The sequence below is a fragment of the Citricoccus sp. K5 genome (assembly GCF_902506195.1).
Taxonomy (GTDB): Bacteria; Actinomycetota; Actinomycetes; order Actinomycetales; family Micrococcaceae; genus Citricoccus.
In genome coordinates, this window is record NZ_LR732817.1 from 1560267 (window position 1) to 1586345 (window position 26079).

Below are 26079 nucleotides of genomic sequence, written 5' to 3' on the forward strand. Positions count from 1 at the left end.
GAGGAGAGTCCTATGACTCAACCCAACGCTGCACTGACGCCGCGTCACCGTCTCAAAGTCGCCCAGCTCGTTATCGACAAGGGTTGGCCGATCAGCGAGGTCGCCGCTCGCTTCCAAGTGTCCTGGCCCACCGTCAAGCGTTGGGCCGACCGCTACCGAGCCGGAGAGTCCATGGAGGACCACTCATCCCGTCCGTATCATTCCCCGAACGAGACCAGTCCGAAGACCATGAGGCGTTGCATCAGATTGCGTCTGCGCCTACGAGAAGGGCCGGTGCAGTTGGCCTGCCGACTGGGCATCGCGCCGTCGACGGTCCACCGAATCCTGCCGGCGGTCCGCCTCAACCGGCTCTCGCACGTCGACCGAGCCACCGGCGAGCCGGTCCGCCGTTACGAGCACGACTATCCAGGGGCCATGTTGCACGTCGATGTGAAGAAGCGAGGCAACATTCCCGACGGCGGCGGCTGGCGCTACGTCGGTCGTCAGCAAGGTGACAAGAACCGTGCCGCGACGCCGGGCAAGCCTAGGAACAAGTGGCGGGATCCCTTGATGGGCAAGGCGTTCGTCCACACGGTGATCGATGACCACTCATGCGTCGCCTACGCCGAGATCCACGACGACGAAACAGCCCTTACCGCCACCGCGGTCTTGATCCGGGCTGTCGAGTGGTTCAACGAGCGCGGCATCGCTGTCGAGCGAGTGCTGTCGGACAATGGCGGCGCCTATTGCTCACACCTGTGGCGCGACACCTGCGCTGAGCTCGGCATCCGGCACAAGCGCACCCGTCCGTATCGTCCTCAGACCAACGGCAAGATCGAGAGGTTCCACCGCACGATGGCTGACGGCTGGGCCTATGCCCGCTGCCACACATCCGAAGCCGAGCGTCGCGGCGAGCTGAACGGTTGGCTGCACTATTTAACCACCACCGTCCGCACACGGCCTGCGGCAACCAGCCACCGTTCTCACGATCGATCAACGTCCGCGAGCAGTACAGCTAGCGGAATTGTAATCATGACGGCGATGAGCCAACCGGGGAGCTCAATCCATATTCCGAACAGCAGCAGGATGAGGGCTGCGACGGCGTAGAGCAAGACCGGCCAGCGGCTCTTCATGTTGCGCCTTCCCCTCACGGGTCATCTCAGTCTGGCGGGAAACCAAGGAGGCATCCGGAGAAAAATCCCCAAGCGGGATGGCCGGCGAGCGGAGACGTAAGAGCGCCCCGATCCGGGGCCAGCGGCAGGTGGCAGCTCTCATGCACCGGGACCAGGAGCATGGTGCACACGAACGCCGTGACGACCATCCACGGCAGGTGGTCTGCCAACAGCAGGCCAACCCCGAGGCCGACGGCCACCGTCAGGATGGTGATTCCGGCACTGAACAACAACACCGTGCGAAGCTTCATCGGTTTGGTGCCTCCGATCGATGGATGCACTGAACACCCTTTGCGGGATGCAGCGCGTGGAGGTAGGAGAGGCTGGATCGCAGGCGGAAGCCGGCACGGGCACCTCTGCGCCCCTCAGGGCATGCCTGGGGTGTCCCATCAACCCAAGCTAGCGCCCCGAGCCCCTGGGTGTCTGCAATCCTCCGCAGGGGAACACTCTGTAAGGATTCCCCTTGTGGCGCGCAACCACTTGAGTCGACCGACCGGCGCCAGCGCACATGCGGATCACTCCTAGGACACCAGACTCGACCATCAGGCGTCCCGCTTCGCTGAGGCATCCATGCCTTAGCCTCGAAGGCCGTCAGCTTCGTTGCGGATCAACTGTCGTGTCTCCTCGGACATCGTCCGGAACTGCAAGTTCATGGCAGCCCTTGCTTGCACCTGCGACAATCCGAATTGGTCCTCCAGTGCCGCCTCGGCCGCCGTGCTATCGGCAGCAGACAACACGATGTCGAGGAACCGATGCGGATCATCTATCGCTTGAATGAGCCCCTCCATGATGTGGAGCCGTTCGGCACGCCTCCATTGTTCTTCACTCTGTAAGCGGCGATGGTCTCTACGCTTTGACGATGCACGCTTCGCAAGGAGGATCACCGCGGCAATGATCAGGGCGACCGCCATTGATGCTGCGACTACTGTGATTTGCCATCCCTGAAGCACTCCCATGTCGCGAGTCTACGAGTGCACATCAGAGCACTCATTGAGTCATGCCAGCTTGGCGATGGCAGAGGTGGGGCGACACCCGGCTCGACCAGTAAGACGCTCCCCCACCTCCGACTGCAAGCGGAAGCTCGGTCCGAAACAGGGTCCTTCCGCGCCTTCCATGACGGTGACCGCGCGAGGATACTGAGCTCATGCAAGACAGAGCGTTTCCCATCCTCAGCGTCCAGGATCTGACGGCGACGCGTGCCTTCTATGAGCAGCTCGGGTTCACGCAGACGTATCAGTTCCCGCCCGAAGGTGAGCCCGGATTCGTGACGATGAAGCGCGGCAGTTCGAGTATCGGCATCGGCGTAGGCGGTGATGGCGGAGATGACGCTTTCAGCCTGTGGGTCTACGTCGATGACGTCGACGAGACTCTCGCAGCTCTGGGCACGTCGGGGGCGCCGGTGATCTCCGAGCCTGAAGACCAGCCGTGGGGTGAGCGCGTGGCCCGGACCAGAGATCCCCAGGGGAATTTGGTCATCCTCGGAGCTGCCCTCTGACGGCCGGTAGGCAGATGCTCCTAGCGCTTCCCCGCCATGGCGGAGAGACCCCCGCCAAGACACAGACCCGCTGCCAGCACAGCCAGGGACCCCGGGCTCAACAGTTCGCGACCAGCACCGAAGCCGACGGACCCCAGCGCCTGGCCAGTGGCCAGGGCTATAAAGAGCACAGAGGTACCAGAGCCAACATTCTCCGTCCATGCCTGGCGGGCCCAGAGGATGAGAACCGTGGTCAGACCCATATAGCCAGCTCCGAACGCGGCCATGCTGGCGTAGGCGAACCACAGTTCACCAGTGGACACGGACAGTGCGATTCCCGAGCTCGCCAGCGCCAGCCCGCCGGTACAGACACACCATCCCCCTCGCCGCCCGATGCGTTGCACCACGGCTCCGGTCATGGTGCCGAGGTGTCCACCCAAACCCAACGCGATCCACAACCATCCGACCTGCTCCGGCACCACAGGGCCAGACTCGGTCAGAATCATGGGCCCGAACGTCCAGAGCAGCGACTGACGCGATCACTCCGACGGCAGTGCCCGTATTGACCTCGGATTGCGCCGTCGAGGAGAACGCAGGCGCCACCACCACGTCGATGATCGGGACGAGCGCAGGAGAGGCAAAGCCTCCGCCCATGCCACCGATGAAGACCGCGATGATGAACAGTGGTGGTGCGGTGGCAACCGCCACGCCCAGACATCCCAGGGTGGCCGTCACCCCGGCGAGGATCAGACCCCCTCGAGGGGCATGGGCCACCAGGCGGGCAGCCACCGTTGCTGCCACAGCGTAGGACGTGAACTGGGCGCCGGCCGCCCACCCCAGCACCGGCACTAATTCCGGACGATCCGCCGCCAGGTACGGGGCGAAGAGTCCTACTCCGAAACGGGCCATCCCATAGGTGGCGGCGATCAACAGCATCCCCGCCAACGCCGCCACAGGCGTGGACCGGGTCGCCTCAGAGGCCGAAGTCGCGATCGTGACGCTCTACAAGCACTTCGGTTCGAAGGACAACCTGTTGCGTGAAGTCCTGTCCCGCCGGCTCACGGCCTGGACCCAACACTGGGATCAGGCCATCAGTGCCGCCGAGATTCCTCGGATCCGATCACCCATGCACGGCACACGGCGCGGGTGCTCCTCGACTCGGGTACCGACTCGGCCTCATAGGCATGGCGTCGAGCTCAAGCCTCCGGTCACACCTTTACCGAGTCTGCTCACGGGTGGGATCATGACGATTCCGGGCCGGATCGCCCGGATCACCACCCATTGGTACCGACCGCCAGGACCCTGTTCATGCCCATCAAATTCGAGAACGTCGGCATCGCCGTGCGGGACCTGGAGGCCACGGTCGCCTTCTTCACCGACCTGGGACTGACCGTCCTGGGGCGGGACACGGTCAGTGGTCCGTGGGCGGATACCGCGGTCGGCCTCGACGGCAACCACGCCAACATCGCCATGCTCCAGACGCCGGACGGCAGCGGCCGCATCGAACTCTTCGAGTACCTCCACCCCGACGCCATCGAGACGGAACCCACCCAGCCGCACGAGATCGGGATGCACCGCGTCGCCTTCTCCGTCGACGACCTCGACGAGGCCCTTGAGATCGCCGCGCGCCACGGCTGCCACCCGCTGCGCGGCGTGGCGATCTACGAGGACGTGTACAAGCTCACCTATGTCCGAGGCCCCAGCGGGATCATCGTGATGCTTGCCCAGGAGCTGAAGACCCGTGAGGCAGGATCGGGTGCATGAGTACCCGACGCACCGACATGACCGAGACCCTTCAGGCCGTCCTGATCGGGGCCGCCATCCTGTTCGCCGGGATTGCCCTGCTGGCCGGGGACATCACCATCCCCCGCAGCTTCGTCGGCGGAGCCCTGCTGGCCTTGGCGGGCATCTGCTATCTGGCCAGCGCGCTGTTAAAGATCCGGCACCGTCCCCGCAACAACGATCGGTGATGGGCGGGAGCGGGCGGGAACTACTCTCCTTCGACCCGTCTCATGCCACCGGAGTTCGATCGAGCCTCGTGGCGCTCAACGGACCAGTCGTGCACGCCAGGCCCAGGCAGCGATCTCGACGCGGTTGCGCACTCCAAGTTTCACGCTGATGCTTCGCGCGTGTGTCTTCACCGTCGACAGGGAGACGAACAGGTCGGCGGCGATCTCCACATTGGTCCGGCCACGGGCGATGGCGACGACGATCTCGAGTTCGCGGTCGGACAGGTTGTGTCTGGTCCCGCCCGCCGACGGTCCGCCGGCGAGCTCTCCCAACAGACGTACGGTGATCGATGGTGATACCAGAGCGTCACCATCTGCTGCAGCGCGGACTGCTTCGACGAGGAGGCGTGGGCCCGCATCTTTGAGAAGGAAGCCGGAGGCGCCGGCCTGGAGGGCGGAGCGCAGGTACTCGTCGGTGTCGAACGTCGTGACGACGACGACGCGCGGTGCGTCCGGCGTCGCCGTGATGAGGCGGGTGGCTTCCAGACCATTCATCCCTGGCATACGGATATCCATGAGCACCACGGCTGGGTTCAGCCGCTTCGCGGCGTTGACCGCGTCCTCGCCGTTGCCGGCGATCCCGATGACCGAGATATCCCCTTCGGCCTCGAGGACCATCCGGAATCCGGCGCGCACCATCTCGTGGTCGTCGGCGATGACGACGCCGATCATCGGGGCCCCAGGGGCAAGGTGACGCGGACATTCCAGCTGTCTGCGCCGGCGGCCCCCGCTCGCATTTCCCCACCGAGAGCGGTGACCCGCTCCTCCATCCCCATGAGCCCGAATCCCCTCGAGCCCGGGGCGGCTGGCCGCGCGCGAACGCCGTCATTGCTGATGTCCAGCACGAGCGCCACGTCGACCACACTCACGGACACCTGGGTATTGCCTTCGGGTGCATGGCGTCGCACATTGGTGAGTGCCTCCCGGACCACGCGATACCCCGTCTCACCGACCCCCGGTGGCATGGGCGAGTGGCCATTCTCGAGCCGCAGTGTCGTGCGTTCGCGTCCCGGATCGAACCGGTCCACGAGGGTGGGGATGTCCGCGAGTCCGTAAGGAACAGTGAGCGGTTCACCTCGATCCGCCTCCTCACGAATCGCGCCGACCATCCGTCGCATTCCGGTGAGCGCCTCGATCCCGGCTGATTCGATGGAGGATAACGACTCGCTGACCTGGTCCGGGTCGTTGCGGGCCACGATGATCGCTGCCTGGGCCTGCACCACGATGCCGCTGACCTGGTGTGCCACGACGTCGTGGAGCTCGCGAGCCAGCTCCATCCGTTCCGCGCGCCGATGATCATCCATCGCGCGCTCCCGCCTCTTCTGGACGTACCGTGCTGCGACACCACCGGTGATCGCGCAACCCCAGACGAGCAATCCGAGGAGAATGACCGTGATGTCCGCACCGATACGCAGCAGCACCGCGGCGAGGGTGACGACTAGCGCCGACGCACCCACGATGACCGCGCCGCGCGCGGAGGATTCGCCGCGCACTCCGATCACCGTGAGAACGATGAGCGCCGCGGTCTCCGTCAGGGACAGCGTGAGGCTTCCGATCGATAGTGAGACCACGGACGCCGTCAGGGACAATGCGAACGCGCCCGCCACGCTCACGCGAACGGGTATCTGTCGACGCATGAGGGTCAGGACTGCCGCGACGAGTGCCACGAGCGCCGTCGCCATCGCACCGGCGATGTCGTCAGTACTGGGCGCGGTGGGCATCAGGCCGGTACCGAGCTCGAAGTCGACCATCAACAACAGTGCCAGGACGAGGAACTCGGCGGTCCTCAACGCGGCCCCCGTCAAGACGGAGTGAGAGCGGCGCCGCCGATGCCCGCCCTCGTCTCCACTGGTCACATCCGTAGTCTACGTATCGCCGGAGACCACGATCCCCCTCGAGCGGGCATTTTGTCCGAAGGAACGAGGGATCGCGGCGGAGATCGTTCGTAGGGTCGATGTGGGAACCACAGGCCGACCGCGAATCTTGACATATGACTCCTGTAGACGGCGCCCCTCGTCATCACCCGACCGGCACCTCCACACGACTAGCCGCCCGCGCCCTGGACATCGTCCGTGACTTCGGCTCGGGCGACAACCGAGTTCGTGCGCTGGACGGCCTGAGCATCGACCTGTTCGCCAGTCGGTTCACCGCCATCATGGGTGCCTCTGGGTCGGGCAAGTCGACGTTCCTGCACTGTCTGGCCGGTCTCGACCAGGCGACCTCCGGTCGGATCCTGCTCGGGGAGACCGATCTGGGGCGTCTTGGGGACAAGTCGTTGACCACGACTCGGCGAGACAGGATCGGGTTCGTGTTCCAGGACGGGAATCTGCTCCCGCACCTCACGGCGGCGGAGAACATCGACCTGGGTGCATCGCTTGCCGGGCGTCGGCCGGACCGAGCGTGGCGATCCGAGCTGGTCGACCGTCTCGGGATCTCGGACCGGCTGCGGCATCTGCCGGCCCAACTCTCGGGTGGACAGCGTCAGCGCGTGGCCGTCGCCCGGGCCTTGCTCGGACGCCCCGAACTCATCGTCGCCGACGAGCCGACGGGCGCGCTCGACAGCGTCTCGAGCCAATCCCTTCTGGAGATACTCCGCGCGTGCGTCGACGAGTATGGGCAGACCGTGGTGATGGTGACCCACGACCCGTCCGCAGCGGCCGTCACCGACGAAGTGATCCTGCTCAAGGACGGTCGGGCGGCGGGCGTCTTTCGCACGCCGACTCAAGAGAAGGTGCTCGAACGCGTCGGTGAACTCGCAGCACAGTCGGAGGAGACCTCGTGATCGTGTTGCGGACCGCAATGCGCAGCGTTACACGTCGCCCGGGCCAAGCGCTGCTCATCGGCATCGCGGTCGTCGCCGCGGCAGCCTTTGCAGTTGCCGCGCTGCTCATCGCCCTCAACGCGCGGGCCGCACTTGTCGCGTTCGGGATGACTACGCCCGTGGCCGCCGAGGCCGTCGCCATCCCGGGTGGTGATCTCGATTCGGCCGCCGCCACCGGCATCGCGGAGAGGATCCGGGCGCTGCCCGGCACTGGCGAGGTCGCCGTCGAGTACCTCGGCGATGTCGAAGTGGAGATCGGTGGCACGACCTCCACCTGGAAGCTGAGCAGCGATCCTGGGTCCGGTCCGCTCAGCGCGGTCCCCGAACTGACATCCGGACGCCCCCCGGAGATCGGCGAGGTCGTCCTCGGCGCCGGGACGGCCGATCGAGTGGGCGCCACCGTCGGGGACACCTTGACCGCCGAAGGGCATGAGCTCACCGTTGCCGCAATCGGCTCGGTGCACGAGTTCGGGCAGGACACGGCCCTGATCCGTGAAGAGGATGCCGTAACACTGGCCGAGACGATGACGCCCGTACAGATCTTCGTCACCGGTGATGTGGACCTCGACTCCATCGAGTCCGTGGCGGGTGACAGCGTCGTCCTCAGCGGCGAGGATCGACGGTCGGAAGAAGCACGCACGGTCACCGACACCAGCACCGGCGTGTTCGGTGCCCTGGCGGTGTTCGTCGGTCTCGCCCTCGTCTCAGCTGTGGTGATCGTCAGCTCCACCTTTCGTATTCTGCTCTCCCGTCGGGCCACCGAGCTCGCCCTCCTTCGATGCGTCGGGGCCTCCCGGAAGCAAATCAGCCGCATGGTGATGCTCGAGGCAGCGTGCATCGGACTCTTCGGCGGCGTCGCAGGGACGGCCATCGGCCTGATGGTCTCGGCAGCACTGGTCTCGGCAGCCAGAGCCGCTGGGTTGGTGACCTCCCCGTTCATCTCCTCTCCCCTCGGCCTCGTCGCGTGTATCGGGATGGCCGTTCTCAGCACTCTCGTCGCCGCCCTGCCCGCCGCACGCGCCGCCAGTCGAGCCACCCCCGTCGAGGCACTCGGGGCATCACGCTCCTCGGAGGCGCGGCCCCTACGCCTCCGTGCACGGCTGGTCCTCGCCAGCTCGCTCGTCGCCATCGCCGTTGCCACCGGTGCAGCCGGACTGGCCGCCTCTAACACCGACGCCTTCCTCGGTCTCGCGTTAGCGGCGTTCAGCGGCACGCTGGTCTTCGGTGCACTCGTCGTCATCGGCCCCTTTCTCATCCGATGGTCCGCGACCGTGATGCGCCCCCTGGCCTCGGGTTCGGTGTCGATACGACTCGCGCTGTCCAACGCGCGCAGGGCATCCCGCCGGACCGCAGCGATGACCACTGTGCTCACCTTGGGCGTCGGCCTCACCGCCGCCCTCATCGTGGGGGTGGCAGGAGCCATCGAGGACGCGCGTGACGGTGTCGCACGGAACTTTCCCTCCACGGCGATCATCCCGGTCGATCTCGTTTCCGACTCTGAGGCCGTCGTCTCCGAGCTCGCGGCGCACCCGCAGGTCGAAGCACGCGTCGAGGGTCTCGACATCCTCATCGATCCGGCCTCCGGGTCGAGCGACGCCGATCTACGCTCCGCGGTGCTCGAGAGCACAGATCCAGGAACGCCCATCTTCTGGGCAGCAGACGTTCAGACGGGCATCGAACAGATGATCCTCATCGGGCAGACAGTCGGCGCAACGATGATCGGTGTCACCATGCTCGTCGCGCTGATCGGCGTGATGGTCACCTTGGCGCTCTCGGTCACCGAACGCCGGCAGGAGATCGCCCTCCTGCGCGCCCTGGGCGTCAGCCGATCCGGCGCCCGACGCTCGATCGCCGCCGAAGCAACGCTCGCCTGCCTGGTGGGAGCGACGGCCGGCGTCGCTCTCGGGAGCGTGTACGGGGTTCTCGCCCTGCACATTCTCGGCTTGTCCGTGGGGCCACCGCCGCTTGTCTCGCTGATCGCACTTGTCCTGGGCGTCACCGCTGCCGCGCTCGTCGCTTCCGCAGTGCCCATGTGGAACGCCGGTCGCGTGCAACCCGCCATCGGCCTGGCCGCGGGATGAGCCGCCGGATGAAGTCCGTCAGCACCCGGCGCCCGTACATCCCGGGTCACGAATCCATCAATCCGTCCCCCGCACCCCTCACGAGAAATTGGTACAAGACCATGACATCTCAACACCGCCCCCTCATCGCAGCCGCTGTAGGTCTCGCCGCGACCGTCACCCTGGTCGGTTGCACCGCCGTGCAAGACACGTTGCAGGTGGGACAGCGCGAGTTCACCTACGCTGATTCGACCGAAGCGGAGGAGTCCGGCGAATCCTTCCGTTTCCAAGGCTTTCTGCCCGATGACGCGACCGACGTGCGACTGATCGCGCAGCTCGACGGTCGCGCCTCCGTGATGCGGTGGACCAGCCCGACGATCTTCACCTCGGAACACTGCACCAATGCATCCATCACGTCGCAGCCGGAGATCGAGGCCGAGTGGTTGCCAGATCCGGTGCCGACCTCCGGCGTCGTCTGCAGCGACTGGAGCATCGTCCGCAGCGGAGACACCCAAGTCGCCTGGAGGAATTCGCCGGACGACTGACCCACCGGTCCTGTCACGGGCCTACCTCCGAGTCCCGAGCTCAGCTCTCCAAGATCTGCGGCCGCAGGTCCTGCGCCGGAGGCACCCAGGTGGCGGGGTCGGCGTCGACCTGTTCGCCGGAGCGGATGTCCTTGACCTGATGCGCGGCCGTCCCGTCCTCCCCCACGGAGGTGAACCAGACGAACGGGATGCCGCGCTTGTCCGCGTACTTGATCTGCTTGCCGAACTTCTCGGCGGACACGGCCACCTCGGCGGGGATCCCCCGGGCACGCAGGGACTGCGCGGTGTCCTGCGCGGCCGACCAGTCGTCGTCGTGCGTCAGGGCGATGTAGACGGCCGTCGGCACCGAGCGGGAGGCGCGCGCCATGTCCTGGGAGAAGATGCGCATCATCAGCCGGGTCACGCCGATCGAGAGCCCCACCCCCGGGAACGTGCGGTTTCCCTTGGACGCCAGGGCGTCATATCGGCCCCCGGAGCAGATGGACCCGAGCTGCTCATGGCCCACCAGCACCGTCTCGTAGACCGTCCCGGTGTAGTAGTCGAGGCCGCGGGCAATGGACAGGTCCGCCACGGCGCGCCCGGGGGCCCGGCGGTGCAATTCCCCGACGACGCCGGCCAGCTCCTCGAGCCCTTCCTCCAGCAGCTCGTGGGTCACCCCCAAGGCGCGGACCCGCTCCACGAAGGACGTGTCCTCGGTGCGGATGGCGGCCAGGGCCAAGGCCTGCGCGGCCTGATCCTCGGTGGCACCGAGCTCGGACTGGAGCAGGCGGGAGACCTCGTCCGCGCCGATCTTCTCCAGCTTGTCGATGTTGCGCAGCACGCCGGCGGTGTCCTCAAGGCCGAGCCCGCGGTAGAAGCCCTCGGCGAGCTTGCGGTTGTTGATGCGGATGGTGAAGTCGCCGATCGGCAGGGCCCCCAGGGCCTCGGCCATCACCAGGGCAACGTCCACGTCCGAGCGGAACGGCAGTGTGCCATCCCCCACCACGTCGATGTCCGCCTGGGTGAACTCGCGGGCGCGGCCCTCCTGCGGACGCTCACCACGCCAGACCTTCTGGATCTGGTATCGGCGGAACGGGAAGGACAGGTGTCCGGCGTTCTCCACCACGTAGCGGGCAAAGGGCACCGTCAGGTCGAAGTGCAGGGCCAGACGGTTCGGGTCCTGGGCATCCTGGGACTGCTGAGCTTTCGCCGCCCCCTGCTCCGTGTCAGCCTGCAGGCGCGAGACGGCGTAGACCTCCTTGTCGATCTCGCCCTTGCGCAGCAGCTGCCCGAGGGTCTCCACGGCGCGGGTCTCGATGGAGGAGAAGCCATGCAGCTCGAAGGTGTTCCGCAGGGTGTCCAGCACGTGCTGTTCCACGATCCGTTCGGCAGGAAGCCACTCGTGGAAACCGGACAGGGATGCCTTGCGGGACATGGGCCACCTTCTGTTGGAACTGCTGGGGGGACATTCGGCTCCCCATTCTAGGTCCAGCCGGTACGCTGGACGTGACCGTATCCACTATTCCCTGCGGCCGCGCGCCGGTGCAGGGCACCAGCAGAGAGTTCTAGCGGTGACCACCAGTCAAGAATCCGACGATCAGCAGTCCACCCAGCAGACCTCCGGCGAGGCCCCCGTGGCGGCGTCCGAGCAGTCCGCCCCAGAGGTTCCGGAGCAGGAAGCCGAGCACGTAGCCGAGCAGGCGACCGAACCCGCCGCCGAGCCCGCTGAGTCCGCCGTGCCAACGGAGGCCCCGGCCGAGGAACAGGCGTCCGCCGCGGAGGAGGAGACCGAGGCCGTTCTGGCCTCCGTCGAGGCGACCGAAGCGCCTTCGGTTGACCCCGCACCCAGTGAACAGGTGACCTCGGAAGCCCCCGCCCCGGCGCCGGCGTCGTCCATCGAAGCGGCCCCGGCCAGCGAGGCTCCCTCGGCTCAGCCCGCCGCACCGAAGCCCGGCATACCCAAGCCCGGAAACGCCCCGAAGCCCTCCAACCTGCCTCGGCCCGCCTCCCCGGCCGGCCAGGGGAAGGCGCCCTCGGCCACCGCCCCCGCATCGCCGATGCCGGCCCCGAGCTTCACCACCCCGCTCGAGGACGCCGCGAAGTTCGCCAAGGTCAGCGACGACGGCCACGTCATCCTGGTCGACGGCGCCGAGGAGCACCCAGTCGGCCAGTTCCCGGACGGGACCAAGGACGAGGCCCTCGCCTACTTCAGCCGTAAGTACGACGAGGTCGTCTCCCAGCTCATGCTCCTCGAGCAGCGCGTGGCCACGGGTGCACCGGCCGGCGAGATCCAGAAGACCCTGGGCCACCTGCGCCAGACCATCGGAGAACGCGGCATGGTGGGCGACATGCCCGCCCTGCGCGCCCGCGTCGAGGCCCTGCAGACCCGGTTGGACGATCTCAAGCTGGCCGAGAAGCTGGCCCTGGAGAAGGCCCAGGCCGAGCAGCTGGCCACCCGCGAGGCGATCGTGGCCGAAGCCGAGGAACTGGCCGCGAAGGACCCGCAGCAGGTGCAGTGGAAGCAGGCCAGTGCCCGCATGGCCGAGCTGTTCGAGAACTGGAAGGCCGCGCAGAAGGCCGGTCCCCGCCTCGGCAAGTCGGTCGAGGATGGCCTGTGGAAGCGATTCCGCACGGCCCGCACCACGCATGACAAGCACCGCCGTGCCTTCTTCTCCCAGCTGGACGCCACCAACTCCAAGGCCAAGTCCGCCAAGGAGAAGCTGATCGCCCGCGCCGAGGCCCTCTCCACGTCCACCGACTGGGGACCCACGGCCGGTGCGTACCGCGACCTCATGGACGAGTGGAAGGCCGCACCGCGCGCCTCACGCAAGGAGGACGACGCCCTCTGGGCCCGCTTCCGCGCCGCGCAGGACGTCTTCTTCAACGCCCGCAAGGCGACCAACGACGAGATCGACAAGGAATACGGCGAGAACCTCAAGGTCAAGGAGCAGATCCTGGCCGAGGGCCAGAAGCTGTTGCCTGTGAAGGACGTCAAGGCCGCTCGCAAGGTCCTCAACGATCTCCGCGGCCGCTGGGAGGACGCCGGGCGGGTGCCCCGCAAGGACGTCACCCGCATGGAGTCCGCGTTCCGCAAGCTGGAGGAAGGCCTGAAGTCCGCCGAGGACGATCACTGGCGCAAGACCAACCCCGAGACCAAGGCCCGGACGAACTCCGCCCTGACCCAGCTCGAGGACAAGGTCGCCGAACTCGAGGACGACCTGGCCAAGGCCCAGTCCAAGGGGGACGCCAAGGCCATCGCCAAGGCGCAGGAAGCACTCGACGCCCGCAAGATGTGGCTCGAGACCCTGCAGAAGTCGGCCCAGGGACTGCGCTGACCCGCTGAGCTTCCGTGGGCCCCGCGTGGATTCCTGTGTGAATCCCACGTTGAGTCCTGCGTTGTCCACAGTTGTGGCCCGGCCCCGTGCCGGGCCACAGCTGTTTCTGCCACGCTGGGACGGTGACCCTGACCGCCGCACCCGGTGCTGAATCCCCTCCTGAATCCCCCGCTGCTTCCACAGCTCAGCCCACCGGCGGACCGTCCGTGGCGCACCCGGGTCTCGCGCCGCTGGACTTCCTGGTGCCCGGGCTGCCCTACGCCGGTCCGGAGCTCCGGGGCATGGAGCTCTCCGGACTGGTGGTCCACGTCATCGGGGACCTCTACGTGGAGTCCGACCAGGTCGGTTCGGGGGCATCGGGACTGAGGGTCCGTGCTGCGGCGGCGCTCCGGCTCGCCGCACCCGTCATCTCGGGACGGTGGGCGGCCATGGGCCTGACGGCGGCCTGGGTGCTCTCGGGCGGGCCGCCACCGGCGGTGCTGGAAGCCTCCGTGGAACGTTTCCACCGGATTCCGTCGCAGCCGCTGTCCGTCGGACTGCGGTTGGAGCAGTCTGACGCCGCCGGCCAGCCCTCCGACGTCGTGGAGGTCTTCGGGCTGCCGTGCACCAGTGTGGAGCGGACCATCGAGGATCTGCTGCGCCGAACCGGCGACTCTCGCTGGGCCGCGGCGGCGATGCCCGCGGCGACACGGCTGCTGCCGCTGACCGAGACGGGCATGCTCCGGGACCGGTTCGAGTCCCGCCGGAAGCGTCCCGGCATGGCACCGGCCCGGCGGGCGCTGGAGCGCCTGCTGCTGGCTTGAGGTCCAGTCGGCCCGAGGTCCAGTCGGCCCGAATCCTCAGTCAGCCTGGGGACTCGGTCCGCCTCAGTCCTCTGCTGCGGGGCGGCTCTGGCCGGCGGTGCGGTAGACGTCGTAGACGCCGTCGATGCGCCGAACGGAGGACAGTACGTGGCTCAGGTACTTCGGATCGCCCATCTCGAAGACGAACTTGCTGATGGCCACGCGGCTCCGGGAGGTGTTCACCGATGCCGAGAGGATGTTGACGTGATGTTCTGCGAGCATCCGGGTGACATCCGAGAGCAGGGACTTGCGGTCCAGCGCCTCGACCTGGATCTCCACCAGGAACACGGAGGACTGCGTGGGTGCCCAGGAGACCTCCACGATCCGGTCCGGCTCCTCCTTGAGGTGGTCGATGTTCTTGCAATCGGCGCGGTGCACGGACACGCCGGAACCGCGGGTGACGAAACCGATGATCTCGTCCGGCGGTACCGGCGTGCAGCAGCGGGCCAGCTTGGCCATCACGTCGCCGGATCCCTGGACCATGACCCCGGAGTCCGACTGCCGGGTCGGGGCCGCGATGCGGGTTATCGGGATCGCCGAGGTGTCCAGGGACTCGTCGGTCTCCTCCACCACGGCATGCAGCTTCTGCAGGTGCTCGATCACGTTCTGCACGGAGACGTTGGCGTCCCCGATCGCCGCGTAGAGGGTGGCGATGTCCGGCAGGTTCAGCTGCCCCGCCACCTCGGTGAGCGAATCCGAACTCATCATCTGGTGCAGCGGCAGGTTCATCTTGCGCAGCTGGCGGGTGAGCTGCTCCTTGCCCTTCTCGATGGACTCCTCGCGGCGTTCCTTCGAGAACCAGTGGCGGATCTTGTTGCGGGCCCGCGGGCTGCGGACGAATCCGAGCCAGTCCTGGCTGGGCCCCGCACCCTCGGTCTTGGAGGTGAAGATCTCCACCCAGTCGCCGTGGTGCAGTTCGCTGTTCAGGGGCACCAGTTTGCCGTTGACGCGGGCGCCGATGGTGCGGTGACCGACCTCGGTGTGAACCGCGTAGGCGAAGTCCACGGGGGTCGAGCCGGCCGGCAGGGCCATCACCTCGCCCTTGGGCGTGAACACGAAGACCTCCGCTGCGTCGATCTCCGCGCGCAACGATTCCAGGAACTCGTTCGGGTCCGTGGTGTCCTTCTGCCAGTCCATGACGGAGCGCAGCCACCCGGGGGTCTGATCACCACTGGACGGGGCACCCTGGGACGCCTGGTCCTTGTACTTCCAGTGCGCCGCCACTCCGTACTCCGCCCGGCGGTGCATCTCGTGCGTGCGCAGCTGGATCTCCACGGGCTTGCCGCCCGGACCGATCACCGTGGTGTGCAGTGACTGGTACATGTTCAGCTTGGGCATGGCGATGTAGTCCTTGAAGCGGCCCGGCAGCGGGCTCCACTTCGCATGCAGGACACCGAGTGCGCCGTAGCAGTCCCGGACCGAGTCGACCAGCACGCGAACGCCCGTGAGGTCGTGGATCTCGTCGAAGTCCTTCCCGCGGACGATCATCTTCTGGTAGATCGAGTAGAAATGCTTCGGCCGTCCCGTGACGGTCGCCCGCACCCGGGCCTCCTTGAGGTCCTTCTCGATCTGCCCGCGCAGCACGGCCAGGTTCTTCTCCCGCTCGGGGGTCCGCTCCCCCACCAGCCTCACGATCTCCGCGTACACCTTGGGGTAGAGGGCCGCGAAGGACAGGTCCTCCAGTTCCCACTTGATCGTGTTCATGCCGAGCCGGTGAGCCAGCGGGGCGTAGATCTCCAGGGTCTCCTTGGCCTTGCGCGCGCTCGAGGCCGGGGCCACGTAACGCCACGTGCGGGCGTTGTGCAGCCGGTCGGCGAGCTTGATGACCAGGACCCGGACGTCCTCCGCCATGGCCAGCACCATCTTGCGGACGGTCTCGGCCTGAGCGGCGTCCCCGAACTTGACCTTGTCCAGCTTGGTGACCCCGTCCACCAGGACGGCCACCTCGTCACCGAAGTCCCGGCGCAGCTGCTCGAGGGAGTAGCTGGTGTCCTCCACCGTGTCATGCAGCAGTGCCCCGGCCAGAGTGGTGCCGGTCATGCCCAGCTCGGCGAGGATCGTGGCCACGGCCACGGGGTGGGTGATGTACGGGTCGCCGCTCTTGCGCTTCTGGCCCGCGTGGGCCTTCTCGGCCACCTCGAACGCCCGGATGATCAGGTCAAGATCTTCCTTGCCCTCCTTCGGCTGGCGGACCTTGAGGGTGCGGACCAGGGGCTCCAGGATCGGCGAATAGTCGTTGGCGACGCGGCCGGTCAGCCGTGCCAGCCGGCTGCGGGGCCGCCGCGAGACGATCGCGCCGACCGCCGGGCTACCAGCCGTCGACGCATCGGACGGTCCGCCGGGCCGGGTATCGGGCGAGGTGCCGGGACCCGGGCCCACCACCGGGGCGGCGGGGGCACGCTCCGGTGCCGCGGACGCCTCAGGCCTGGTGGCCGACGTCGGCCCCTCCGTTTCCGCTTCCTGCTCCGGCCCGCTGGGCACGGCCGAGGAATAGGACTGGTTGGGCGTGGGGTGCGGGACGGCACCAAGGCCGGCCGAGCGCGGCCGTTCTGACTCTGAACCCATGGCTACCGTCCTTCCCGCAGTCAGCGCAGATCTTCCGCGCTACCGCTGTGCCCAACCCTCAATCGGGTAGTGATCCATTCTAGGGCCACCACCAGAAGTGACCGGTACCCTGCAGTCAGAGTACCGGCCACCGGAGATGATCAGCGCAGGTCAGGCTGCAGCCGACGTCTCCGCTTCGCGCCGTTCGAGGACCTTGGCGTCATTGGCCTGGATCTTCGGCTCGCCCTTGCGCATCAACGCGTACAGCGGCGCCTGGATGAAGATCGTGGCCAGCGTGCCCACCATGATGCCGACGAAGATGGCCAGCGAGATATCACGCAGCGTGCCCGCTCCGAGCAGGAATGCGCCGATGAACAGGATCGAGGCCACCGGGAGGATGGCCACCACGGAGGTGTTGATCGAGCGGACCAGCGTCTGGTTGATCGCCAGGTTGACATTCTCCCGGAAGGTCCGGGTGGTCTCCTCGAGGTTGTGCTCCGTGTTCTCCCGGATCTTGTCGAAGACCACCACCGTGTCATAGAGCGCGTAGCTCAGGATCGTCAGGAAGCCGATGATGGCACTCGGGGTGACCTCGAAGCCGGTGGCACCATAGATGCCCGCCGTCACCGCCACCACGTACAGCAGCCCGATCACCGCGGCCAGTGACATCTTCCAGGTGCGGAAGTAGACGGCCATCAGCAGCGCCACGAGGACGATGAAGACGACCAGGCCGAGCAGCGCCTGCTGCGTCACCCCCTGGCCCCAGGTGGGACCCACGAAGTTGGAGGTCACCTGGTCCTGCTCGACCCCGTAGGCCGCCTGCAGGTTCGCAGCGACCTCCAGCGTCTGATCGTCGTCCAGCAGGTCCGTCTGGATCCGCATGGTGCCCGGCGCGATGTTGGTGACGGTGGCCTCGGCCTCCGGCACGGCATCCTGCACGGCGTCCTCACCGGGGGCCACGTCCGTGTTGGACACCGCGGACACCGTGAACTCCGAGCCGCCGCGGAAGTCGATTCCGAGGTTGAAGCCGCCGCGGGCCAGGGTCAGGCCCACCACCGCCACGAGGATGATCAGGGCGACGGAGAACCAGGTCTTCCACTTCGTGGTGAAGGGATAGGAACGCTTGCCGGTGTAGAGCTGGTTGCCCCAGGTGGCCAGTGCACTCACTTTTGCTCCTCCGTCCGATCGGTCGAGGTGGTACTGCCGTCGGCGGAGTCGGCTGCCGATTCGACTGCAGGGCCGGCGGCGCTGGAACCGCCGAGCGACGCGAGCTGCTCGGCCCGCCGGCGTTCGGCGATCGTCTGCCGCTTGGCCGCCTCCTTGGAGGACTTCTGACTCCGCTTCGGCGCCTTACCGGTCGCGGCCGGGACCGGCCTGAACTCGCGGACCTTCCCGGCACCCTGATACAGGGGTTCGCGGCCGAGCAGCGACGGGTCGAGTCCGGAGAACTTGTGCCCGCCCCCGAAGAACCTGGTGTTCGCCAGCATCTGCAGCACCGGGTGGGTGAACATGAAGACCACCACGAGGTCCGCGATGGCAGTCAGGCCGAGTGTGAAGGCAAACCCGCGCACGTTGCCCACGGCCACGAAGTACAGCACGACGGCGGCCAGGAGGTTGACGGCCTTGGATGCGACCACGGTGCGCTTGGCCCGGAGCCAGCCGTATTCCACGGCCTCCGCCAGGCTGCGTCCGTTCCGCAACTCGTCCTTGATGCGTTCGAAGTAGACGATGAACGAGTCCGCCGTCAGGCCGATCGCCACGATCAGACCAGCTATGCCGGCCAGGGACAACCGATAGTTGTCCGACCAGCCCAAGAGGACGATCGCCAGATAGGTCAACACCCCCGCCACCACGAGGGAGGCCATGGTGACCAGCCCCAGCAGGCGGTACTGGAAGAAGGAGTACACCGCCACTAGTGCCAGGCCGATGAGCCCGGCGATGAGGCCGAGGCGCAGCTGGTCGGCACCGAGGGTGGCCGAGATCTGCTGTTCAGACTCGATGGTGAAGCTGATCGGCAGCGCGCCGTACTTCAGCTGCTCCGCCAGGGCCGCGGCGGACTCCTCGGTGAAGTTACCGGAGATCTGGGCCCGGCCGTCGGTGATGACGGCCTGGGACTGTGGCGCGGAGACGACCATGCCGTCCAGGACGATGGCGAACTGCTTGCGCGGATCGCCCTCCTGGAAGGGGGTCAGGCGCTGGGTGACCTCGCGGAAGGCATCCGCGCCGGCGTTGTTGAAGGTCAGGTTCACGGCCCACTGGTTGGTGGACACGCCGGTGGCCGTATTGACCAGGCCGTAGTCGGCGTCGGCGATGTCGGTGCCCGGGACCTCCACCGGTCCGACGATGTACTTCACGCCCTGATTCGGATCGCAGACAATCGCAGCCTCGTCCGTGGGCAGGGGCTCCCGGTTCGGGTCCTCGAGCACGGCGGGACAGTCATAGGTCTCGAACTCGGCGGCCAGTTCCGGGGTGATCCAGTTCGGGTCCGAGCCGTTCTCGGGCTCGGCCGTGGGCTCCGGGAACTCCTCCACCGGGGTCCGCTGGTCCTCCGGCGTCGCGGTGAAGGAACCCATGGTGATGACCGGACGGAACTCCATGTTGGCGGAGGCCTGGATCAGCTCACGGGTCTCCTGGTCCGGGACGCCGGGCAGGGACACCACCACATTGCGACCGCTCTGGGTGGTGATCTCCGCCTCGGAGACACCGGAGCCGTCCACACGCTGGCGGATGATCTCCACCGCCTGGTCGAGCTGCTCCCCGGACACCTCCTGGCCACCGGTGACTTCCGGGGCGAGCACCATCTGAGTGCCGCCTTCCAGGTCGAGGGCGAGCTTGGGGGCCAACTGGGCCTGGCCGGTGGCCACGCCGACACCGAGGATCGCCGCCAGGGCGACTATCAGGCCGGCGAGCCACCAGAGGGTGCGCTTGGCGCGTCCCCGGGGGGTCTTATCTGACATGGAGGGCTACGGCTTTCGGTTCACGGGACGAGGGCGGGCGTCTGCTCGGTCCGACGGTGTCAGGCAGAGGGGCGGTCCGTGCCGGGACGCTGATCATCCGGGCCGTTGCCATCGGTCTCGTTGCGGTCGGTGCCGCCATTGGCCTCTTCCAGGCCGGCCGGGGAATCCGGGACGGTGGTCTCCGGCTCACCCACCACGGCGGCACCGGCGGCGGGGTCCACGGCCTTGCCGATGGCCTGCAGGTGCACGGTGGCCGTGTTACCCGGGGAGATCTCGATGACGGCCTTGTTCTCTTCCTTGTCCACGGACAGGATGGTGCCGAACAGGCCCATGGTCGTCATGACCTCCACGCCCGGGGCGAGCGACTGGTGGAGCTGCTGCTGCTGCTGCTGAGCCTTCTTGCTGCGGCGGAACATGCTGAAGATCAGCAACGCGAAGATCGCGAGCATGATCAGCAGGAAGGGGTCGAACGGGAGGCCGCCACCGCCTTCCGGATTGGCGCCTTCGGCGACAAGCGGGACAGTTGGGGAGGCGATCAGCTGGGTCACTTCGGGGACACCACATTCCAGAGTCGGGGCACAGGACAACCCGATTAGTCTACGGGTAGGTTCGCACCGTCCATTCAGCCGCGCCCTCCCGGGGCACATTGTTCACCGATTTCCCAGAAACGCCCCGAACCCGGGGACAGAAATCAGGACCGAGTTCAGGGATCAATCCGACTTCAGGGATCGAACAGCGTGTCGGCCTCGTCAGCACCGTCTGGCCGGCTGGAGTCCGCACCGGCATCACGTGCCGCCGGAACCGACCAGAACGCCGCACCCGGGGAATCGGGGGGCGGGGCCAGGCCCAGATGCTCCCAGGCGGCGGGCATGGCGATCCGGCCCCGCGGGGTCCGCCCCAGCAGCCCCTCGCGCACCAGGAAGGGCTCCGCCACGGTCTCCACCGTCTCGGTCTCCTCCCCCACGGCGATGGCCAGCGTGGACAGGCCCACCGGTCCCCCGGCGAACTTGCGGCATAGGGCCTCGAGCACAGAGCGATCGAGACGGTCCAGTCCCTTCTCATCCACTTCGTACATCTCCAAGGCGGCGGAGGCGGCGCGCGAGTCCACCTGGTCCAGTCCGCCGACCAGGGCCCAGTCGCGCACCCGGCGCAGCAGCCGGTTGGCGATGCGCGGCGTTCCCCGGGACCGGCTGGCGATCTGGGTGAACCCCGCGGAGTTGACCTTCATGTCCAGCAACAGGGCGGAACGGCGCAGCACCAGTTCCAGTTCCTCGGTGCTGTAGAACTCGAGGTGGCCGGTGAAGCCGAAGCGATCGCGGAGCGGCCCGGGCAGCAGCCCGGCACGGGTGGTGGCCCCCACCAGCGTGAACGGCGGAATCTCCAGGGGGATGGAGGTGGCGCCGGCCCCCTTGCCGACCACGATGTCCACCCGGAAGTCCTCCATGGCCATGTACAGCATCTCCTCGGCCGGGCGGGACATCCGGTGGATCTCGTCCAGGAAGAGCACCTCCCCCTCCGTCAGGGAGGACAGGATGGCGGCCAGGTCGCCGGCGTGCTGGATCGCCGGTCCGGAGGAGATCCGCAGGGGCGCATTCATCTCCGCCGCGATGATCATGGCCAGGGTGGTCTTGCCCAGTCCGGGCGGTCCGGACATCAGCACGTGGTCGGCGGTGCGGCCGCGCAACCGGGCCGCCTCCAGGACGAGCGATAGCTGCCGGCGGACCCGCTGCTGGCCCACGAAGTCGTCGAGGTTCTTGGGACGCAGGGCGGTCTCGAGCTCCCGCTCCTCACCCTCAGCTGCCCCGGCCACGAGCCGGCCGTCTGGCTGTTCCGTCATGCGCTACCGCCTACCGGCCCGACCTGGCGGACTGTCCCTGGCCGAGATGGCGCAGCGTGGACTTGAGCACGCTGGCGACCGTGCCGGACTCCTCGAGTTCGGGCTCATGCCGGATGGTGTCCCGGACGGCCTTCTCGGCGTCCTTCTCCGTCCAGCCCAGGCCGGTCAGTGCCTCCAGGACGCGGTCCATCCATGGCATGGAGCCGGCCAGGGCCGGCTGGTCCTCGGTCCCGGGGCCGGTCGCCCCCGTGGGCACGAGCTTGTCCGTCAGTTCCAGGACGATGCGCCGCGCGCCCTTGGGTCCGATCCCTGGGACCTTGGTGAAGGCCTTGTCGTCCCCCGTGGACGCCGCCACCCGGACCGCCTCCGGAGCGTGGACCGCCAGCACGGCCAGGGCCAGCCGGGGGCCGACGCCGGAGACCCCGAGCAGCACCTCGAAGACCTCCCTCTCGTCCTCCGTGGCGAAGCCGAACAGGGTCATGGAGTCCTCGCGCACCACCATGGAGGTCAGGACCCGTCCAGCCTCGCCCAGGTGGAGCCCGGCCAGCGTCTGCGGGGTGGCGGAGAACCGCATGCCGAAGCCGGACACGGTGAGGACAGCGTGGTTCAACCCCACGGATTCCACGGTGCCGGTCAGGGACGAAATCATGCTCAACTCGCTCTTCTCGGAATAGCAATTTGGACAACAGCCGGACGACAGCGGGTCAGGTGCCGGACAGCGGCCCGGTTCGAACGTATCTACGAAGACCCTAACCCATCACGGGGTTCAGATCCGGGAACCGCCGTTCCAGCCCTTCGAGCCCCGGCTTCGCTGCTCGGCGGCGAGCCAGGCCTGCTGGGCCGGCGTCGATCCCCCGGTGCGGCGTCCGCCGGAGCCGCCGGCCGGCGTCGGGAACCGCGAGGCACGCTGGGGGCTGGTGAGGTTGCCCGTCTCCAGTCCGCTGCCCATCAGCCCGCCGCGCCAGGCATGGGTGATGGCCAGGGCGAGGGCATCGGCGGCATCGGCGGGCTTGGGCGGGGCGTCGAGGCGCAGGATCCTGGTGACCATGGCGGTGACCTGGTCCTTGTCCGCGGTGCCGCTGCCGGTGACCGCGGCCTTCACCTCGGAGGGGGTGTGGAGCGCCACCGGGATGCCCCGCCGGGCGGCCGCGGCGATGACCACGCCGGAGGCCTGGGCGGTGCCCATCACGGTCGGCGTGTTGTTCTGCGCGAACATGCGCTCCACGGCCACGTGGTCCGGGCTGTGGCGGTCGAGCCACTCGTTGATGGCCTCGTCGATGGCGAGCAGCCGCAGGTCGAGCGATTGTTCGGCCGGGGAGCCGACGACCGTCACGGCCACCAGGGTGGCGGTGCGGTTGGGCGCCACGTCCACCACCGCGATGCCGCAGCGGGTCAGGCCGGGATCGACACCGAGCACCCGCAGCGGACGCGGTGCCCGGCGTCCCGTGGCCCCGGGGCTGAGGGTCAAGGGCGGATCAATCCTCGTCCAGCTGGGCAAGGACCTCCGGCGAGATGTCCACGTTGGAGTAGACGCTCTGCACGTCGTCCAGGTCCTCCAGGGCGTCCTCCAGGTTGAAGTACGTCTTGGCGCCCTTGGCGTCCAGGTCCACCTTCATGGTGGCCACGAACTCCATCTCGTCCGTGTCGTACTCGATCCCGGCCTCCTCCAGGGCGGTGGCCACGGCACGCAGGTCGGAGGGGTCGCACAGGATCTCGAAGGAGTCCCCGGACTGCATGACCTCCTCGGCGCCGGCGTCCAGCACGGCCATCAGGATGTCGTCCTCGGTGTGTCCCTCGGCCGGCAACCGGACCAGGCCGGTGCGGTTGAACAGGAAGGCCACGGACCCCGAGTCGGCCATGGTGCCGCCGTTGCGGGTCACCGCGGTGCGGACGTCCGCGGCAGCACGGTTCTTGTTGTCCGTCAGGCATTCGACCATGAGGGCGGATCCCTGGGGCCCGCGGACCTCGTAGATGATCTCCGTGTACTCGACGACCTCACCGGTCAGGCCGGCACCGCGCTTGATGGCGCGCTCGATGTTGTCATTCGGCACTGACTGCTTCTTGGCCTTGGTGACCGCCAGCTCGAGGGCGGGGTTTCCGACGAGGTCCGGCCCGCCGGCACGCGCCGCCACCTCGATGCCCTTGACGTACTTGGCGAAGGCCTTCGCGCGCCGCGAGTCGATGATGGCCTTCTTGTGCTTGGTGGTCGCCCACTTGGAATGCCCTGCCACGTGCTCTCCTCTCCGAGCCGGCCATGCCGGAGCACGGCCCGCATCGGCTGTTGGTGATGATCGGGTTCGTCCTGGCCCGGACGCCGCGGTGCCGGGCCCCTGCCGCTGCGGGCAGAAGTCTGGCTTCGATTCTACGGGAGGAGCCGCCGGTGCCCCTTCCGTGCGGGACACGGTGCGGTCCGTCCGACCCGTCGGCCCCTGTCCAGGGGACGCGAGATGTGAAACAGTTGCTGACTATGACGACCGACACCTCCTCCGCCACGAGCACCAATCCCCTCCTGGCGCCGTCCCCGCTGCCCTATGGGCTCCCCGACTTCGCCGCCCTCGACGACGGGCACTTCCTGCCCGCCTACCGTGCCGGCATGGCCGAACACCGCGCCGAACTCGAGGCGATCACCGCGGATCCCGCCGAGCCGACGTTCGAGAACACGTTCCTCGCCTTCGAGCGTTCGGGGCAGCTGCTGCGCCGGGTGCACCAGGTCTTCTCCAACCTCGTGGCCGCCGACGGCACCGAGGCACGGCAGGAGATCGACGAGGAGATCAGCCCGGAGCTGTCCGCCCACTGGGACGCGATCCACCTCGACGCGGCCCTCTACAGCCGACTGGCGAGGGTGGACCTGGATGGCATCGGCGGGCCGGAGTCCGAGGACCGGCGGCTGGCCGAGGAGAGCCTCAAGACCTTCCGGCTGCTCGGCGCGGACCTCGACCATGAGGCGAAGGTGCGGCTGGCGGCCATCAACGAGCGGCTCGCCGTGCTGTCCTCCCAGTACGGGCGCCGCATGGTCGCGGAGAACACAGCCTCGGCCGTCTGGTTCGGCTCCGCCGGGGACGTGGCCGGGCTCTCCGAGCAGGACCTCGCCGCGGCCGCGGCCGCGGCCCGGAACGCCGGGCACGACGCCGGCTACCTCCTGACGCTGTCCATGTTCACCTCCCAGCCCTGGCTGGAGACCCTCGAGAACCCGGAGTCGCGGCGGCGCGTCCACGAGGCCGCGTGGCAGCGCGGCACCACCCCGGGGGAGAACTTCGCCCTGGACCTGGCCGTGGAGCAGGCCGGCCTGCGCGCCGAGAAGGCCGGCCTGCTGGGCTTCTCCAGCTGGGCCGACTACGCGCTGCAGGACCGGACCGCCCCGAGCCTGGACGCCGTCCGCGACCTGCTGGCCCGGATCATCCCGGCCGCCACCGCGAACGCCCGCCGGGAGAGGGCCGAGATCGAGGCCGCGGCCGGCCACCCGGTGGAAGCCTGGGACTGGCCGTTCTACGCGGCCCGTATCGAGCGGGAGAGGTACCGCGTGGACACTTCCGCGCTGCGCTCCTACTTCGAGCTGGACCGGGTTCTCACCGAGGGGGTGTTCGCCGCCGCGACGGCCCTGTACGGCATCACCTTCCGCGAGCGCCCCGACCTGCACGGGTACCAGCCGGATGTCCGTGTCTGGGAGGTGCGGGAGTCCGACGGCAACGAGCTCGGCTTGTTCGTCGGGGATTTCTTCACCCGTCCCACGAAGTCCGGTGGAGCCTGGATGAACTCGTTCCGGGAGGCGTCCACGTTCTTCGGCGAGCGCCCGGTGGTGAGCAACAACCTGAACATCCCGAGGCCGGGAGCCGGTGAACCGGCGTTGCTGACGGTGGACCAGGTGAACACCCTGTTCCACGAGTTCGGCCACGCCCTGCATGGTCTGCTGTCCTCCGGCCGGTACGCCACGCTGGCCGGGACCGCCGTCCCCCGCGACTTCGTGGAGTTCCCCTCGCAGGTCAACGAGATGTGGATGTACTGGCCGGAGATCGTCTCCGCCTACGCGCGCCACGTGGAGACCGGGGAGGGGATAGAGCCCGGGGTGCTGGCGGCCATCGAGGCCTCCTCGCTGTGGGGCGAGGGCTTCCGCACCACGGAGTACCTGGGGGCGACCATGCTGGACCTCGCGTGGCACTCCCTGGCACCGGGCGCCACGGTGGAGGATCCGCTCGCCTTCGAGGCCGATCAGTTGCGGGCGGCCGGCCTGGATCCGGACCTCGTGGCTCCCCGGTACCGCTCGAGCTACTTCAAGCACATCTTCGGCGGCGGGTACGCGGCCGGGTACTACTCCTACCTCTGGTCCGAGGTCCTGGACGCGGACACCGTGGAGTGGTTCCGTGCCCACGGCGGGCTGAGCCGGGAGAACGGCGAGCGCTTCCGTTCCGAGTTGCTCGCCCGCGGCAATACTCGCGACCCGATGGAGTCCTACCGCCGGTTCCGCGGCAGCGATGCGGACCCGGAGCACCTGTTGCGGCGCCGGGGGCTGCTCGGCTGAGCTCCGGTG

Annotated in this window: 24 protein-coding genes and 1 pseudogene; 11 read left to right on the top strand and 14 right to left on the bottom strand. The window is 67.9% G+C overall.

Features of this window, described 5'->3' with window-relative positions; translation table 11 throughout:
* The first annotated feature begins 12 nt into the window (after positions 1-12).
* Positions 13-998 (top strand): annotated as a pseudogene (locus tag BOSE125_RS07000) (IS481 family transposase).
* Positions 999-1138: 140 nt separating this feature from the next.
* On the opposite strand, the gene BOSE125_RS07005 reads toward BOSE125_RS07000, so the two are convergent.
* Positions 1139-1402 carry a hypothetical protein gene (locus tag BOSE125_RS07005; protein ID WP_159551216.1) on the bottom strand — a complete coding sequence of 88 codons (264 nt, stop codon included), beginning with the start codon at positions 1400-1402 and terminating at the stop codon, positions 1139-1141.
* Positions 1403-1726: 324 nt separating this feature from the next.
* The gene (locus BOSE125_RS07010; RefSeq protein WP_159551218.1) at positions 1727-2107 is read right to left on the bottom strand and encodes a hypothetical protein; all 381 of its coding nucleotides are present in this window, start codon (positions 2105-2107) and stop codon (positions 1727-1729) included.
* Between the two features lie 188 nt (positions 2108-2295).
* Here BOSE125_RS07010 and BOSE125_RS07015 point away from each other — a divergent pair, with 188 nt between their 5' ends.
* The gene (locus BOSE125_RS07015; protein WP_159551220.1) at positions 2296-2646 is read left to right on the top strand and encodes a glyoxalase/bleomycin resistance/extradiol dioxygenase family protein; all 351 of its coding nucleotides are present in this window, start codon (positions 2296-2298) and stop codon (positions 2644-2646) included.
* Between the two features lie 20 nt (positions 2647-2666).
* On the opposite strand, the gene BOSE125_RS07020 is transcribed toward BOSE125_RS07015, so the two are convergent.
* Positions 2667-3131: a hypothetical protein gene (locus BOSE125_RS07020; RefSeq protein WP_159551222.1), complete on the bottom strand. Its 465-nt coding sequence runs from the start codon at positions 3129-3131 to the stop codon at positions 2667-2669.
* A 452-nt stretch (positions 3132-3583) separates the two neighbouring features.
* On the opposite strand from BOSE125_RS07020, the gene BOSE125_RS18250 reads away from it, so the two are divergent.
* The 3 genes from BOSE125_RS18250 to BOSE125_RS07035 are packed head-to-tail and all read left to right on the top strand — an operon-like array spanning position 3584 to position 4595.
* The gene (locus tag BOSE125_RS18250; protein ID WP_201301155.1) at positions 3584-4015 is read left to right on the top strand and encodes a TetR/AcrR family transcriptional regulator; all 432 of its coding nucleotides are present in this window, start codon (positions 3584-3586) and stop codon (positions 4013-4015) included.
* Positions 3934-4389 (top strand): VOC family protein, encoded by a 456-nt coding sequence (locus BOSE125_RS07030; protein ID WP_159551225.1) that lies wholly within the window; start codon positions 3934-3936, stop codon positions 4387-4389. Before BOSE125_RS18250 ends, BOSE125_RS07030 begins: the two co-directional genes overlap by 82 nt.
* Positions 4386-4595: a hypothetical protein gene (locus BOSE125_RS07035; protein WP_159551227.1), complete on the top strand. Its 210-nt coding sequence runs from the start codon at positions 4386-4388 to the stop codon at positions 4593-4595. Before BOSE125_RS07030 ends, BOSE125_RS07035 begins: the two co-directional genes overlap by 4 nt.
* A 75-nt stretch (positions 4596-4670) precedes the next feature.
* Here BOSE125_RS07035 and BOSE125_RS07040 read toward each other — a convergent pair whose 3' ends face one another.
* Together BOSE125_RS07040 and BOSE125_RS07045 are read right to left on the bottom strand one after the other, a co-directional pair.
* Positions 4671-5306 (bottom strand): response regulator transcription factor, encoded by a 636-nt coding sequence (locus tag BOSE125_RS07040; protein WP_159551229.1) that lies wholly within the window; start codon positions 5304-5306, stop codon positions 4671-4673.
* Positions 5303-6490 carry a sensor histidine kinase gene (locus BOSE125_RS07045; RefSeq protein WP_159551231.1) on the bottom strand — a complete coding sequence of 396 codons (1188 nt, stop codon included), beginning with the start codon at positions 6488-6490 and terminating at the stop codon, positions 5303-5305. Before BOSE125_RS07045 ends, BOSE125_RS07040 begins: the two co-directional genes overlap by 4 nt.
* A 134-nt stretch (positions 6491-6624) precedes the next feature.
* Between BOSE125_RS07045 and BOSE125_RS07050 the strand changes: the two genes are divergently transcribed.
* The 3 genes from BOSE125_RS07050 (at position 6625) to BOSE125_RS07060 (ending at position 10060) form a co-directional block, all read left to right on the top strand.
* The gene (locus tag BOSE125_RS07050; protein ID WP_159551233.1) at positions 6625-7416 is read left to right on the top strand and encodes an ABC transporter ATP-binding protein; all 792 of its coding nucleotides are present in this window, start codon (positions 6625-6627) and stop codon (positions 7414-7416) included.
* A gap of 2 nt (positions 7417-7418) precedes the next feature.
* Entirely contained in the window at positions 7419-9536 is a 2118-nt protein-coding gene (locus BOSE125_RS07055; RefSeq protein ID WP_159551235.1) for an FtsX-like permease family protein, read from the top strand.
* A gap of 197 nt (positions 9537-9733) precedes the next feature.
* Positions 9734-10060: a hypothetical protein gene (locus tag BOSE125_RS07060; protein WP_159551237.1), complete on the top strand. Its 327-nt coding sequence runs from the start codon at positions 9734-9736 to the stop codon at positions 10058-10060.
* Positions 10061-10100: 40 nt separating this feature from the next.
* On the opposite strand, the gene hisS is transcribed toward BOSE125_RS07060, so the two are convergent.
* A complete protein-coding gene (gene hisS / locus BOSE125_RS07065) occupies positions 10101-11474 on the bottom strand; it encodes a histidine--tRNA ligase (protein WP_159551239.1) in 1374 nt (457 codons plus the stop codon).
* Positions 11475-11610: 136 nt separating this feature from the next.
* On the opposite strand from hisS, the gene BOSE125_RS07070 reads away from it, so the two are divergent.
* Together BOSE125_RS07070 and BOSE125_RS07075 are read left to right on the top strand one after the other, a co-directional pair.
* On the top strand, positions 11611-13374 hold the full coding sequence (locus tag BOSE125_RS07070) for a DUF349 domain-containing protein (RefSeq protein ID WP_236557861.1): 1764 nt from the start codon (positions 11611-11613) through the stop codon (positions 13372-13374).
* 122 nt (positions 13375-13496) lie between these two features.
* On the top strand, positions 13497-14177 hold the full coding sequence (locus tag BOSE125_RS07075) for a hypothetical protein (RefSeq protein ID WP_159551241.1): 681 nt from the start codon (positions 13497-13499) through the stop codon (positions 14175-14177).
* A 63-nt stretch (positions 14178-14240) separates the two neighbouring features.
* Here BOSE125_RS07075 and BOSE125_RS07080 read toward each other — a convergent pair whose 3' ends face one another.
* The 8 genes from BOSE125_RS07080 to BOSE125_RS07115 all read right to left on the bottom strand — a co-directional run bounded on the left by BOSE125_RS07080 (position 14241) and on the right by BOSE125_RS07115 (position 23785).
* A complete protein-coding gene (locus tag BOSE125_RS07080) occupies positions 14241-16781 on the bottom strand; it encodes a bifunctional (p)ppGpp synthetase/guanosine-3',5'-bis(diphosphate) 3'-pyrophosphohydrolase (RefSeq protein ID WP_236557862.1) in 2541 nt (846 codons plus the stop codon).
* Between the two features lie 150 nt (positions 16782-16931).
* Positions 16932-17927, bottom strand: a complete 996-nt coding sequence (gene secF / locus BOSE125_RS07085) for a protein translocase subunit SecF (protein WP_159551243.1) — start codon at positions 17925-17927, stop codon at positions 16932-16934.
* A complete protein-coding gene (gene secD, locus BOSE125_RS07090) occupies positions 17924-19717 on the bottom strand; it encodes a protein translocase subunit SecD (protein ID WP_159551245.1) in 1794 nt (597 codons plus the stop codon). The genes secF and secD overlap by 4 nt, the downstream gene beginning before the upstream one ends.
* A 59-nt stretch (positions 19718-19776) precedes the next feature.
* Positions 19777-20265: a preprotein translocase subunit YajC gene (gene yajC, locus BOSE125_RS07095; RefSeq protein ID WP_236557863.1), complete on the bottom strand. Its 489-nt coding sequence runs from the start codon at positions 20263-20265 to the stop codon at positions 19777-19779.
* 173 nt (positions 20266-20438) lie between these two features.
* Positions 20439-21554: a Holliday junction branch migration DNA helicase RuvB gene (gene ruvB / locus BOSE125_RS07100; RefSeq protein WP_159551247.1), complete on the bottom strand. Its 1116-nt coding sequence runs from the start codon at positions 21552-21554 to the stop codon at positions 20439-20441.
* A gap of 10 nt (positions 21555-21564) precedes the next feature.
* Positions 21565-22203 (bottom strand): Holliday junction branch migration protein RuvA, encoded by a 639-nt coding sequence (gene ruvA, locus BOSE125_RS07105; protein WP_159554860.1) that lies wholly within the window; start codon positions 22201-22203, stop codon positions 21565-21567.
* 117 nt (positions 22204-22320) lie between these two features.
* Positions 22321-23022 carry a crossover junction endodeoxyribonuclease RuvC gene (gene ruvC, locus BOSE125_RS07110; RefSeq protein ID WP_236557864.1) on the bottom strand — a complete coding sequence of 234 codons (702 nt, stop codon included), beginning with the start codon at positions 23020-23022 and terminating at the stop codon, positions 22321-22323.
* Between the two features lie 7 nt (positions 23023-23029).
* Positions 23030-23785, bottom strand: a complete 756-nt coding sequence (locus BOSE125_RS07115; protein WP_159551249.1) for a YebC/PmpR family DNA-binding transcriptional regulator — start codon at positions 23783-23785, stop codon at positions 23030-23032.
* Between the two features lie 236 nt (positions 23786-24021).
* On the opposite strand from BOSE125_RS07115, the gene BOSE125_RS07120 reads away from it, so the two are divergent.
* On the top strand, positions 24022-26070 hold the full coding sequence (locus BOSE125_RS07120; RefSeq protein WP_201301156.1) for a M3 family metallopeptidase: 2049 nt from the start codon (positions 24022-24024) through the stop codon (positions 26068-26070).
* The last annotated feature ends 9 nt before the right edge of the window (positions 26071-26079 follow it).